Genomic DNA, 12,390 nt, shown 5'->3' with positions numbered 1-12,390 from the left:
TGCATCGCCTGACCCGGCAAGGTCAGAGCATTTCGAGCGCGCGCTTGCTGCGCGGCGGACGGAAGTAGCCGTCGAGTTGCGCGCGCTCGTCATCGCTCAACTCGAGATCGAGCGCCGCGCGATTGTCGCGGACGTGTTCGATCCGCGACGCCTTCGGGATCGCGAATACACCCGGCCGAGAGAGCACCCAGGCAAGCGCGACGCGCATCACCGATACACCGCGTTGCCGCGCGATCTCGTCGAGCGGCGAACGCTTCGGCAGCCGCCCGTGATCGACCGGGCTGTAGGCCATCGCCGGCATCCGGTGCTTGGCGAGCCATGGCAGCAGGTCGAATTCCGGGCCGCGCCGCGCGATGTTGTAGAGGATCTGGTTGGTCGCGCACGCGCTGCCGCCCGCCTCGTCGACGAGTTCCGCCATGTCGGCCGTGTCGAAGTTGCTGACACCCCAATGGCGGATCTTGCCCGCGCGCCGCAGCGCCTCGAATCCCTCGACCGTCTCCTCGAGCGGCACCGAACCACGCCAGTGCAGCAGGTACAGGTCGAGACGGTCGGTACGCAAACGCTTGAGGCTCGCGTCGCACGCGGCGACGACGCCACGCCTGCTCGCATGATGCGGATACACCTTGCTGACAAGGAACACGCCGTCGCGCAGTCCGGTCAGCGCCTCGCCGACGAGCGCCTCGGTCGCGCCGTCTCCGTACATCTCGGCGGTGTCGACCAGCGTCATCCCGAGCGCGATAGCCTCACGTAATGCGGCGATCTCGTCCGCGCGACGCGCGGGCCGCTCGCCCATTTCCCAAGTGCCCAGGCCGAGCTTCGGAATCGTCTCGCCGTCCGGCAGGACGACCGTGGCGATCGTGTCTGTCATGCGCTCCTCGCTGCGGATTGGTGGCCGCGCACCCGCGGCCGTAGCATCGAATACGACGCATCAGTGTAGTCAATCGGCGCGGCGTCCACCTGCTGCACGGCAAAAACCGGATATAACGGCGCCGCATGATGACTTAGAATGGCCGGCAATCTGATCGATACCCATTCCATGAAGGCACCCACGGACGACCGCTGGCAGGACCTGCGCCCCGACCCCGAGAACGATACGCCGCTCTACCTGCAGCTCGCCCGCAAGCTCGGCGACGCGATCCACGACAATCGCTGGGCGGCCGGCGAGGCGCTGCCGTCCGAACGCGTGCTGTCCGAAGCGCTCGGCGTGTCGCGCATCACCGCGCGCAAGGCGATCGCGCTGCTCGTCGAGCAGGGCTTGATCCGCCGCACGCAAGGCGCCGGCAACTTCATCCAGCCGCGCTACGAGGATCCGCTGTCGCGGCTGTCGAGCTTCAGCGAGATGCTCGAGCGCCGTGGCTTCAAGCCGAGCTCGCAGTGGCTCGAACGTGAGATTCAGCCGGCGAACCGGGACGAAGTCATCCAGCTCGGCCTGTCGCCGGCCGCATCGGTTACACGGCTGAAACGCCTGCGCCTCGCCGACGGCATCGTGATGGCCGTCGAGAACTCGACGTTCCCCGCCACGCTGATTCCCGATCCGCAGGCGATCGGCGGTTCGCTGTACAGCTATCTCGAAGCACGCGGCACGCCCATCGTGCGCGCGCTGCAGCATTTCCGCGCGGTCAACGCGACCGACGAGATCGCGCAGCAGATGGGCATCGCGCCGCACGACGCGCTGCTGCTGATCACGCGAATCGGCTATACGGCCGACCAGCGCGCGATCGAGCTCACCGATACCTACTGCCGCAACGACTACTACGACTTCGTCGTCGAGCTGCGCAAGTAATGCGCACGGTGCCGCCGGCGCTCATTGCCAGCGCGCTTCGTCCGTGCCGAGCGGCACGGGCGGCCGCGTGAATCGCGGCGGGGTCGTCGACAGACGTTCGGCCGGACGCACGGCATCGATCATGCCGAACGGCGAAGCGGTCCGGTCGATCCGGTCGCGCACGTCGTCGAACGTGAAATCCGGCGCATGCAGGCCGTCCGGCACGGTGCCGAACGATTGCAGCCAGCGTCCCGTCTGCGCGAGCGACAGCCGCACGTGCCAGCTCCCCCCTTCCGTTGCACGGCGCGCGAGCGCGATCATCGCGCCGAACGCCGCGAGATAACCGGTCGCATGATCGAGCGCCTGGCACGGCAGATGGCGCGGGCCGTCCGCGTGCGCGGCATGCTGCTCGCACCAGGCGATACCGCTCGCCGACTGCACGAGGCTGTCAAAGCCGCGCCGCATCGACCACGGCCCCGCATGCCCGTATGCGGACACCGACACGCACACGATGCCGGGTCGCAATTCCGCCAGCGCCTGCGGCGAGAACCCGCGCGCCGCGAGCGCGCCGGGGCGATAGGCCTGCAGGAATACATCGGCGTCGCGTGCAAGCTCGCGCAGCGTGGCAACGCCGGCCGCCTCGCGCAGGTCGATCCACGTCGAGCGCTTGCCGCACCCGTTGTCGATCACGAGCGATGCGATGTTCGGCAGGTGCGGACCGTTGACGAGCAGCGTCTGTGCACCGTGCGATGCCAGCGTGCGGCCCGCGACCGGCCCCGCGATGATGCGCGTGAGATCGAGCACGCGCACGCCCGCGAGCGGCTGGTCGGGCTCGCCGCGGCCGATCGCCTCGACGGGCGCGTCGCCGATCCGCTCGATCTCGAACAACGGCAGCGACGCGAGCGCGCGTGCCTGGTCGTGCGACGCCCATTCGTCAGGGGTTCTGATCAATGCCGCGCACAGGCCGGCCTCGGCCAGCGCGGTATCCAGCGCCGCGCCGTCCCACGTGCGGATCGCCGCCGCAACGTCGTCACGCTGCGGGCCGCAGCCGAGCACGTCGAGAATCCCGTGCAGGTGATGCGGAAAGTTCGCATGCAGCTGGATCCAGCGTCCGTCGCGCGTGTCGTAGAAACCCGTTACCGGATGGCGCGGCTCGGGCGGCAGGCCGTCGTCCACGCGCAGGTAGCGTTCGCTGCGAAATGCGACGAGCGCGTCGCGCATCGACACGTCGACGCGCTGCGCCACGCCCGTGCGCAGCCGGTGGCATTCGGCCGCCGCGAGCCCGGCTGCCGCGATCGTCGCGGCGGCGAGCGTGCCGACGTGGAACGTCGACGGCAGCGTGGGGTCCTGCCCCGTCACGGCCGCGCGGGCCAGCGCGCCGGGTTCGCCGCGTGCAAGTTGCCACAAGCGGGACAATGCGAGTTCGGGTGTCATGGTGAAAGCGAGCCGTTGAGGAGACGGATTCGAGTCTAGAATTCGCGACGGGCGCGATCAATCTTGATTGCGCGAATCAATACATAACGAATAGTTGTAGCCGGGCCGCGCTACATGCGCCCCGACAGGAGCGATCGGCATGACGTCCCTCAGCGCGCCGGAAGCCGCCGGCATCCTTGGTGTCAGCGTGAGCACCCTTTACGCGTATGTGAGCCGCGGCCTGCTGCGCTCGCTGCCGGACGGCGCGAGCAAGCGCCGCCGCTACGACGCGGACGAGGTGCGCCTGCTCGCGCGCCGCCGCGCCGATGCAAAACGCGCGGGCGGCGTCGCCGAACGCTCGCTCGACTGGGGCGTGCCCGTGCTCGAATCACGGATCACGCAGATCGCCGGCGGCCGCCTGCACTATCGCGGCGCCGATGCGATCGCGCTCGCGAACGACGCGACGCTCGAGGAAACGGCCGCACGACTGTGGGATTGTCCGCCCGCGCGGCTGGGCGCGGCATCGCTTGCGTCGACCGGTTTCGACGCCGCGCAGTGGGACGACTGGGCTCGCCGCTGGGCACATCTCGCGCCGCTCGAGCGCACGCTGGTGCTGCTCCCCGCCGCGGCCGCCTCGCTGCCGCGCCTGTGGGCGCAAGGGCGCGACGCGCAGCTCGACTCGGCCACGCTGCTGCTGCGCGTGACGACGGCCGCGCTGGCCGGCATCGCGCCGAGCGACGCGCCCGTGCATCGGCAGCTCGCCGCAGCATGGCGGCTCCGGCGACGCGACGAAGCCGACCTGCTGCGCCGCGCCCTCGTGCTGTGCGCCGATCATGAACTGAACCCGTCGACCTTTGCGGTGCGCTGCATCGCGTCGACCGGCACCCACCTGTTCGGTGCGATCGCGGGCGGGCTCGCAGCGCTGTCGGGCCCGCGCCACGGCGGCGAGACGTTCCGCGCGGGCGCGCTGCTCGACGAAGCGGCGCGTGCCGCCGACCTCGACCGCTACCTCGCGCTGCGCGTCGCGCACGACGAACGGGCGGACGGTGCGCGCACCGCGCTGTCCGGTTTCGCGCACCCGCTCTATCCCGACGGCGATCCGCGCGCCCGCGCGTTGCTCGACGCGCTGCACGCGATGCTGCCCGACCGGACGCCGCTACGCATGGCCCGTGGGCTCGCCGCGCGCGTCGAGGCGGCGACCGGCCTGCGACCGGCGATCGATTTCGCGCTCGCGGTGCTGGAACGCTCGCTTGCGCTACCCGAGGGCGCCGCGTTCACGCTGTTCGCGGCTGGCCGCACCGCGGGCTGGATCGCACACGCGCTCGAACAATATGCGGACGGCAAGCTGATCCGGCCCCGCGCGCGCTACGTCGGCAGCGACGCGGCTGCCTGACCACGGCCGGCGCGCCATGCGGCGAACCGTCGCCACGCGATCGGCTCGGCCCGCAGGTCCGGCGCCGCCTGCGGGCCGAACGCGAACACCGCACCGCCCGCCGCCGCGCTGATCCATACGCGCATGCCGGGCAGCAGCGCCAGCGTCTCGCCGGCGCGCAGCCAGTGATCGTCCGGCCGGCCCTCGATCGTCACCCACAGGTCGCCGTCCGCGACCTGCAGCGCGGTGCGATCGACGATGCGCCACCGCCCGGCCGGCTCGTTGCCGTCCATCTCGTAGAGTCGCAGTTCTCGCATGGCCGCCTCCGGGTCGCGTGGGTTCGAGGACACCAGTATTTCGGACAGCGTCGCACCCCGGACAGATACGCCCGCAGACACTTTCGGCTGAACTGTACCGGTCGGCTGACGGACGGGCGTCCGGCGCACCCGCGCCGATCCTGCGCGGCACGGCGGCTTTGCCTACAATGGCGGCTGTCCCGCGCCACTGGTCCGCCCCCATGTTCCAACGCCCGCCCGCCGCCGCTCCCGGCGAAAAGAACCTCACCGTGATGCTCTGGCTCGTTGCGACGGGCTTCTTCATGCAGACGCTCGATGCGACGATCGTCAACACGGCGCTGCCGTCGATGGCCGCGAGCCTCGGCGAATCGCCGTTGCGGATGCAGTCGGTCGTGATCGCGTACTCGCTGACGATGGCGGTGATGATCCCCGTCTCGGGCTGGCTCGCCGACACGTTCGGCACGCGGCGCGTGTTCTTCAGCGCAATCCTGGTGTTCTCGCTCGGTTCGTTGCTGTGCGCGAACGCGCATACGCTGTCGCAGCTCGTCGTGTTCCGCGTCGTGCAGGGGGTGGGCGGCGCGATGCTGTTGCCGGTCGGGCGGCTCGCGGTGCTGCGCACGTTCCCGGCCGAGCGCTACCTGGCCGCGCTGTCGTTCGTCGCGGTCCCCGGGCTGATCGGTCCGCTGATCGGGCCGACGCTTGGCGGCTGGCTCGTGAAGATCGCGTCGTGGCACTGGATCTTCCTGATCAACGTGCCGGTCGGCATCGCCGGCTGCGTCGCGACCTTCTACTCGATGCCCGACTCGCGCAACCCGGCCGTCGGCCGCTTCGACCTGAAGGGCTATCTGCTGCTGACGATCGGGATGGTCGCGATCTCGCTGTCGCTCGACGGGCTCGCCGATCTCGGCATGCAGCACGCGGCCGTGCTCGTGCTGCTGATCCTGAGCCTTGCGTGCTTCGTCGCGTACGGGCTGTACGCGGTGCGCGCGCCGCAGCCGATCTTCTCGCTCGAACTGTTCAAGATCCACACGTTCAGCGTGGGCCTGCTCGGCAACCTGTTCGCGCGGATCGGCAGCGGCGCGATGCCGTACCTGATTCCGCTGCTGCTGCAGGTGAGTCTCGGTTATTCGGCATTCGAGGCCGGGCTGATGATGTTGCCGGTCGCGGCGGCCGGGATGTTCTCGAAGCGGATCATCACGCGTCTGATCACGCAGCACGGCTACCGCAAGGTACTGCTCGCGAACACGATCATGGTCGGCGTGATGATGGCAAGCTTCGCGCTGATGCGCGACTCGGTGCCCGTCTGGGTGAAGGTCATCCATCTCGCGCTGTTCGGCGGTTTCAACTCGATGCAGTTCACCGCGATGAACACGTTGACGCTGAAGGACCTCGGCACCGGCGGCGCGAGCAGCGGCAACAGCCTGTTCTCGCTCGTGCAGATGCTGTCGATGAGCCTCGGCGTCACGGTCGCGGGCGCGCTGCTGGCCACCTTCACCGGGATGCTGCGCACGGTGACGCCGAGCAACACGCTGCCCGCGTTCCACGCGACCTTCGTCTGCGTCGGGATCATCACGGCCGCGTCCGCATGGATCTTCGCGCAGCTCGCGCCCGAGATCCGCGGCCGCGCGCAGCACAAGACCGATCCGTCCGAGCGCGCGTGACGCACCGCGTGCGCCGTGCCGGGAAACCCCACGACGGCGCGCGGCGCACCATGTCGGTGCAACATGGCTGCGCCGCGCGGCACCCGGCGACCGCGACGGGGCGTGGCACGGGGCCCGATGCCGTGCATGCTTCTTGCTGGCCTATTCTCTAGGTAAACTGGCAGTCTTCCTTCGGCCGACATCATGAGCATGATCGACATCGATCCACCCGGCTTTCAGCCGCCCCGCCCCGTCGCCGGCGACGACGGGAAGCGGCGCACCGTGCTGTACGGTGCGTACACCGTGTTTAGCGTGTTCCAGCCCGTTTTCTCGGTGTCGCACCGCCGCGCGATCGGTTACCACGCGTCGCTGCGCGCGCACGACGAGGACAGCCGCCAGGTCGCGTCGCACGAGGTGTTCACGCAGGCGGCGCGGCGCGGCGACCTGCTCGAGCTCGGCCGGCTCGCCGAATCGCTGCATCTCGGCAACTTCCACGCGTTCGACAGTCACGACGAATGGCTCTTCCTGAGCCTGCATCCGGCCGCGCTGATGGACACCGTCTACGGCGACGCGCTGCTCGCGAACCTGAAGGCGCTCGGCCTGCCGCCGCATCGCGTGGTGCTCGAAGTGCCCGAGCAGGCAGGCGGCGAGACGCCGCGCTATGCGGCGATCGTCGACGGCCTGCGCAAGGCCGGCTTCCTGATCGCGCTCGGCGGCTTCGGTGCGAAACATTCGAACATCGACCGCGTGTGGCACCTGCATCCCGACATTGTCACGCTCGACCGCGGGATCCTCGCGCAGGCGAGCGAACACTCGCATCTCGAGCGCGTGCTGCCGGGGCTCGTGTCGCTGCTGCACGAATCCGGCCAGCTCGTGCTGATGGGCGGGCTCTCGACCGAGCGCGACGCGCTGATCGCGCTCGAATGTGACGTCGATTTCGTGCAAGGGCAATACTTCGCGGGGCCGAGCGTCGACCCCGTGCAACCGCAGGCCGCCGCGGGCTGCATGGATACGCTGTCGGCCGCGTTGCGGCTGCGCGTCGCGCAACGCGAGCGCACGCAGGCCGAACGCCTCGCGCCTTATGTCGCCGCGCTGGAGGAAGCGAGCCAGAAGCTCGTCGCGGGCGAACCGCTGATCGACGCCGCCGGCGCCGTGCTCGGGTTGCCGGAAACCGCGCGCTGCTTCCTGCTCGATGCATCGGGCCGCCAGATCGGCGACAACGTGCTCGCGCGCGGCAGCGTGTCGCAGCGGGCCAAACGCTTCCGGCCGCTGCTGCATTCGGAAGGCGCGAGCTGGGAGCGTCGCCCCTACTTCATCCATGCGATGCGCGCGCCGGGCCGCGTGCATCTGACGCCGCCGTACCTGTCGATCAACGAAGCGCACCTGTGCGTGACCGCATCGATCGCCGCGCCGGCCGCGACCGGCATGCAGGTGCTGTGCGTCGACATCAACTGGGAAGCGGCGCTCAACCGCGACTGAGTTCGCGCGCCGCGCTCATGCGGCGCCATCGACGTCGTCGTCCCGGCGCGCGATCAGCCGATGCACGCGCTTGCCGGATGACGCGCTGACCACCTCGTGCTCGTCGATCACGTGCATGCCGGGGCCGAGCGCCGCATGCATGCGCGCCGAATCGAGCGGTGTGTACAAGCGGCCGCGCTCGTCGCGCAACGCGCCGTTGCCGGCCACCCGCCAGCTCAGGTACAACGTGCCGCCGGGCATCAGCAGCGCAGCCAGGCGCGCGGCCGCCGCAGCGGCATCCGCCTGGTCGAGATGCATGACGACCGTCTCGCACAACACGTTTCGAAACGCGCCGGACGGCACGCCCGCGAGCGCCGGCAGCGCAGCCAGTTCGAACGTCAGCGACGGGTGACGCAAGCGAGCCTCGGCGAGCAGCGCCGCGCTCGCATCGTAGCCGCGCACGTCGAATCCTTGCGACGCGAGCCACGCAGTGTCGCGCCCCGCGCCGCAGCCGACGTCGGCGGTCGGCCCCGGCGAGAAATATTGCTCGAGCAGCGCATACATGTCGTCGGGGGCGGCCTGGTCGAGCCAGTCCTGCGCGTATTGCGCGGCATGGGCTTCGTAGGCGTCGAGAGTCGGGCGATCCACCATGGCGATTGCTCCGCATACGCGTCCTGTCGTGCGACGCACTCCGCATCTTAGCCGTTGCGCATCGCGCGTGGTGTAACGCGGGATTATGCCGCCCTCATGTCGCCCGCGCGATGCGCGTGCGCGGTCAACTCGGCCCACAACGCATCGCCGCGCCAGGCGGGCCGCGATGCCGAGGTTTCGGCGTCGTGAACGAGCGCGCACAGCCGCGCGTTGACCGGCGCCTGCGCACCGAAGCGCGCGGCCAGCCGGACGATCTCGCCGTTGATCCACTCGACTTCGGTCGCACGGCGCATGGCGAGATCGTCGGACATCGACGAACGCGCAAGCGGATCGATCGCGAGCATCCGGCCGCCCAGCGCGCGAAACACGGGATCGGGCGAGTCGAGCACGGCGGGAATCCAGGCAGCCGGCAACGGCGTGAGCCGCGCGGGCCGGATCGCGGCGCGCGCCAGCACGTGCAGCGCTTCGCGTTGCGCCAGCGCGACGCAGCGTCGATACGCGCGTTGCGAGAGTTCGTCGCGCAACGGCAGGTTCGCGAGCGCATTGACCGCGTTGTTCAGGTTCAGCAGCAGCTTCGCCCACTGCACAGCACGCATGTCGCGGTGCAGCGCGAGCGGTAGCCCGGCACGGGCGAACGCGCCGGCGAATGGCTGCAGCGCGGGTGACGCGTCGGCCGCGAGCACGCCGGCCGAGCCCTGGTGAAACGCGCCGGGCCCGCGTTCGATCACGTTGAACGGCACCATGCCGGCCAGCACGGTCGCTTGCGGCAGCGCATCGCGCAACACGTCGGCGTTGTAGAGACCGTTCTGGAAACTGACGACGATCGTGCCGGGCCGCAGCACGTCGGCCAGTTGCGCCGCGGTGTCCTGCGTCGCGGCCGACTTCACCGCGACAAGCACGAGCCGCGCGGCGGCCGCGGCGGCCGGATCGGTCGAGAATTCGACCTCGGACGGCGCGAGCGTCGCGCGATGGCCGCGCCGGTCTGTCAGGGTCAGCCCGTTTGCGCGAATCGCGTCGCCGATCCGTGCGCGGCCGACGAGCGTGACAGGCGTCCCCGCCGCCGCGAGCCGGCCGCCGAGATAGCAGCCGACCGCGCCCGCGCCGAACACGCAGACCGGCGCGGCCGACGTGTCAGACATGCGAGTGCACGCCGCCGTGGACCGGGCCCGCGCGCCGCTCGACTTCACGGCGCACGTCGCCGCGCAGGCCCACGAAGAACGCGACTTCGGCGACGACGAACAGCGGCCCAACCATCAGGCCGACCAGGTCGTCGACGAACGCGGGCTTGCGCCCTTCGAACCAGTGTCCGACGAACTGCACGATCCAGCCGACCACGAACGCGCCGACGCCGATCGCGAGCCATTGCGCGGTCGGCAGCAACGCGAGCGTCTGCGCAGCCCACACGCCGAGCGCAAACAGCGCGGTCATCGCCAACCCGAAGCGCAGGTCGAGACGCAGGTAGAACGCCGCGAACGCCACGGCGAGCAGCAGCGCCGGCGACAGCGCGACGCCCGCCAGCACGCCGATCGCCGGCCGTGACAGCAGCACCTCGACCGCGAACACGATCATCGGAATGCCGACCAGATGCGTCGCAATGTTGCGCACGTCGCGATGGTAGGCCGCATACTGGGAAAGGTGATCCTCGAGCGTCTTCATGGTGTCTCCTGAACGATCATCGAGCGCTATGATGCGCGTCACGCCCGACAACCTCTGTCAGCTACCCGACATCGCGTGCCCATGCCCTCGCCGCTCGCCCCGTACCTGCCGCAGATCGAAGCGCACCCGTGGTTCGCCGCGCTGCCGCCCGCGTTGCGCGAGGCGCTGCTCGCCCGCGCCGCGTTGCGGCACCTGCCGGCCGGCCAGGCGCTGTTCCGCCGCGGCGACCCGCCGTGCGGGCTGTATGCGGTGCTGGCCGGTTCCCTCACCATAGGCGCGGTCGATCCGCAGGGCAAGGAAGCGCTGCTGACGGTCGCCGACCCCGTCACATGGTTCGGCGAGATCGCGCTGTTCGACGGCCAACCGCGCACGCACGATGCGATCGCGCTCGACGACACGCTGCTGCTGCACGTCCCGCAGGCCGCGCTCGTCGCGATGCTCGACGCGACACCGCAATACTGGCGGCAGTTCGCGCTGTTGATGGCGCAAAAGCTCCGGCTGAGCTTCCTGACCGTCGAATCGATGAGCGTGATGCCGGCCGCGCAGCGGCTTGCCGCGCGACTGCTGATGATCGCCGACGGCTACGGCGGGATCAGCGCCGGCCGCACGCGCATCCGGATGTCGCAGGAAAAGCTCGCGGCAATGCTCTCGCTCACGCGGCAGACCACCAACCAGCTGCTGAAGGCGCTGCAGGCCGACGGCATCGTGCGGCTGCATGTCGGCGAAATCGAACTCGTCGACGTCGACGCGCTGCGCCGCGCGAGCGGCCTGCCCGGCGGTACGCCGTGACGGCGCCCTGACGCCGCCGTGAAATCGTCGCAACGCCGCATTCCCGCCGTCATGGCATTGCGCTATCGTGGCGGCTCGTTCGCCCTCCCCGCATCCGCTCTTGAACACGTCCACCGTCACTACTCCGTCCCGTCATGCGTGGCCCGTATTCGTCGCATTCCTGCGGCTCGGCCTCACATCGTTCGGCGGGCCCGTCGCGCATCTCGGCTACTTCCGTGACGCGTTCGTCACGCGACGCGGCTGGCTGACCGAGCGCGCCTATGCGGATCTCGTCGGCCTGTGCCAGTTCCTGCCGGGGCCGGCGAGCAGCCAGGTCGGGATGGCGATCGGTCTGTCGCGCGCAGGCTATGCGGGGATGTTCGCCGCATGGCTCGGCTTCACGCTGCCGTCCGCGCTGCTGATGATGCTGTTCGCGCTCGGCGTCCACGCGACGGGCATGCCGGTCGCGGCAGGCGCCCTGCACGGGTTGCGCATCGTGTCGGTCGCGGTGATCGCGCAGGCGGTGTGGGGCATGGCGCGCACGCTTTGCCCGGATGCGCGCCGCGTCACGCTGATGGCGATCGCGACCTGCATCGCGCTGCTCGTCCCGGCCGCGTGGCTGCAGGTGGTCGTGATCGTCGCGGCAGGCGCCGCCGGTCTCATGCTGCTGCCGCAGCCCGAGCGCGGCGCCCACGAGCCGTTGCCGCTGCACGTGTCACGCCGCGCGGGGCTGCTGTGGCTGCTACTGTTCGCCGCGCTGATCGTCGTGTTGCCGGTCGCGGCAAGCGCGCTCCACTCGAACACACTCGCCGTCGTCGATGCATTCTTCCGCACCGGCGCGCTGGTGTTCGGCGGCGGCCACGTGGTGCTGCCGCTGCTGCAAGCGGCCGTCGTCGCGCCGGGCTGGGTCGGCGACTCGGCATTCCTGGCCGGCTATGGCGTCGCGCAGGCCGTACCGGGGCCGCTCTTCACGTTCTCGGCCTTCCTCGGTGCGTTGCTGCGCGACGCGCCGAACGGCTGGCTCGGCGGGATGATCGCGCTGGTGTCGATCTTCGCGCCGTCGTTCCTGCTTGTCGCGGGCACTGCCCCGTTCTGGGAACGCCTGCGTCGCAGCACGCGTATGCAGGCCGCGCTCGCGGGCGTGAACGCGGCGGTCGTCGGGCTGCTGCTTGCCGCGCTCTATCATCCGGTGTGGAGCAACACGATCGTGTCGCCGCGCGACTTCGCTGCCGCGCTCGTCGCGTTCGTCGCGCTCGTGTTCTGGCGCGTGCCGCCGTGGGCCGTCGTGATCGCGAGCGCGGCGCTCGGCTCGTTGTCGGGGATGATCGTCTGAGCGGGCGAATGCCGCGCGTCGATTCATGCCCGATCAAAACA

Annotated in this window: 12 protein-coding genes; 6 read left to right on the top strand and 6 right to left on the bottom strand. The window is 70.1% G+C overall.

The window, feature by feature from the left end; all coding sequences use genetic code 11:
* Positions 1–22: 22 nt before the first annotated feature.
* Positions 23–868: an aldo/keto reductase gene (locus BTE28158_RS28610; protein ID WP_151048334.1), complete on the bottom strand. Its 846-nt coding sequence runs from the start codon at positions 866–868 to the stop codon at positions 23–25.
* 168 nt (positions 869–1,036) lie between these two features.
* Between BTE28158_RS28610 and BTE28158_RS28605 the strand changes: the two genes are divergently transcribed.
* A complete protein-coding gene (locus tag BTE28158_RS28605) occupies positions 1,037–1,783 on the top strand; it encodes a GntR family transcriptional regulator (RefSeq protein ID WP_059528318.1) in 747 nt (248 codons plus the stop codon).
* Positions 1,784–1,804: 21 nt separating this feature from the next.
* Here the strand turns inward: BTE28158_RS28605 and BTE28158_RS28600 are convergent, their stop codons facing one another.
* Positions 1,805–3,196 (bottom strand): CoA transferase, encoded by a 1,392-nt coding sequence (locus BTE28158_RS28600; RefSeq protein ID WP_151048335.1) that lies wholly within the window; start codon positions 3,194–3,196, stop codon positions 1,805–1,807.
* Between the two features lie 139 nt (positions 3,197–3,335).
* Here BTE28158_RS28600 and BTE28158_RS28595 point away from each other — a divergent pair, with 139 nt between their 5' ends.
* Positions 3,336–4,568 carry a citrate/2-methylcitrate synthase gene (locus tag BTE28158_RS28595; RefSeq protein ID WP_174920213.1) on the top strand — a complete coding sequence of 411 codons (1,233 nt, stop codon included), beginning with the start codon at positions 3,336–3,338 and terminating at the stop codon, positions 4,566–4,568.
* On the opposite strand, the gene BTE28158_RS28590 is transcribed toward BTE28158_RS28595, so the two are convergent.
* Complete coding sequence (locus BTE28158_RS28590) at positions 4,541–4,864, bottom strand: DUF2917 domain-containing protein (protein ID WP_174920211.1); 324 nt, start codon at positions 4,862–4,864, stop codon at positions 4,541–4,543. The genes BTE28158_RS28595 and BTE28158_RS28590 overlap by 28 nt on opposite strands.
* A gap of 200 nt (positions 4,865–5,064) precedes the next feature.
* Here BTE28158_RS28590 and mdtD point away from each other — a divergent pair, with 200 nt between their 5' ends.
* The gene (gene mdtD / locus BTE28158_RS28585; RefSeq protein WP_059608008.1) at positions 5,065–6,504 is read left to right on the top strand and encodes a multidrug transporter subunit MdtD; all 1,440 of its coding nucleotides are present in this window, start codon (positions 5,065–5,067) and stop codon (positions 6,502–6,504) included.
* A gap of 183 nt (positions 6,505–6,687) precedes the next feature.
* Positions 6,688–7,962, top strand: coding sequence for an EAL domain-containing protein (locus BTE28158_RS28580; protein ID WP_059608007.1), 1,275 nt, complete (start codon positions 6,688–6,690; stop codon positions 7,960–7,962).
* Positions 7,963–7,977: 15 nt separating this feature from the next.
* Here the strand turns inward: BTE28158_RS28580 and BTE28158_RS28575 are convergent, their stop codons facing one another.
* The 3 genes from BTE28158_RS28575 to BTE28158_RS28565 all read right to left on the bottom strand — a co-directional run bounded on the left by BTE28158_RS28575 (position 7,978) and on the right by BTE28158_RS28565 (position 10,248).
* Positions 7,978–8,592: a methyltransferase domain-containing protein gene (locus tag BTE28158_RS28575; RefSeq protein ID WP_124621518.1), complete on the bottom strand. Its 615-nt coding sequence runs from the start codon at positions 8,590–8,592 to the stop codon at positions 7,978–7,980.
* Positions 8,593–8,675: 83 nt separating this feature from the next.
* Positions 8,676–9,731, bottom strand: a complete 1,056-nt coding sequence (locus BTE28158_RS28570) for a 2-dehydropantoate 2-reductase (protein WP_151051857.1) — start codon at positions 9,729–9,731, stop codon at positions 8,676–8,678.
* On the bottom strand, positions 9,724–10,248 hold the full coding sequence (locus tag BTE28158_RS28565; RefSeq protein ID WP_151051855.1) for an Mpo1 family 2-hydroxy fatty acid dioxygenase: 525 nt from the start codon (positions 10,246–10,248) through the stop codon (positions 9,724–9,726). The genes BTE28158_RS28570 and BTE28158_RS28565 overlap by 8 nt, the downstream gene beginning before the upstream one ends.
* Before the next feature lie 81 nt (positions 10,249–10,329).
* On the opposite strand from BTE28158_RS28565, the gene BTE28158_RS28560 reads away from it, so the two are divergent.
* Together BTE28158_RS28560 and chrA are read left to right on the top strand one after the other, a co-directional pair.
* The gene (locus BTE28158_RS28560; RefSeq protein WP_059608003.1) at positions 10,330–11,037 is read left to right on the top strand and encodes a Crp/Fnr family transcriptional regulator; all 708 of its coding nucleotides are present in this window, start codon (positions 10,330–10,332) and stop codon (positions 11,035–11,037) included.
* A gap of 100 nt (positions 11,038–11,137) precedes the next feature.
* A complete protein-coding gene (gene chrA, locus BTE28158_RS28555) occupies positions 11,138–12,349 on the top strand; it encodes a chromate efflux transporter (RefSeq protein ID WP_151051853.1) in 1,212 nt (403 codons plus the stop codon).
* The last annotated feature ends 41 nt before the right edge of the window (positions 12,350–12,390 follow it).

This window comes from Burkholderia diffusa (assembly GCF_902499115.1).
Lineage (GTDB): Bacteria > Pseudomonadota > Gammaproteobacteria > Burkholderiales > Burkholderiaceae > Burkholderia > Burkholderia diffusa.
Note: the sequence above shows the minus strand (reverse complement) of the source record. Positions and strands in the feature narration are given on the sequence as shown.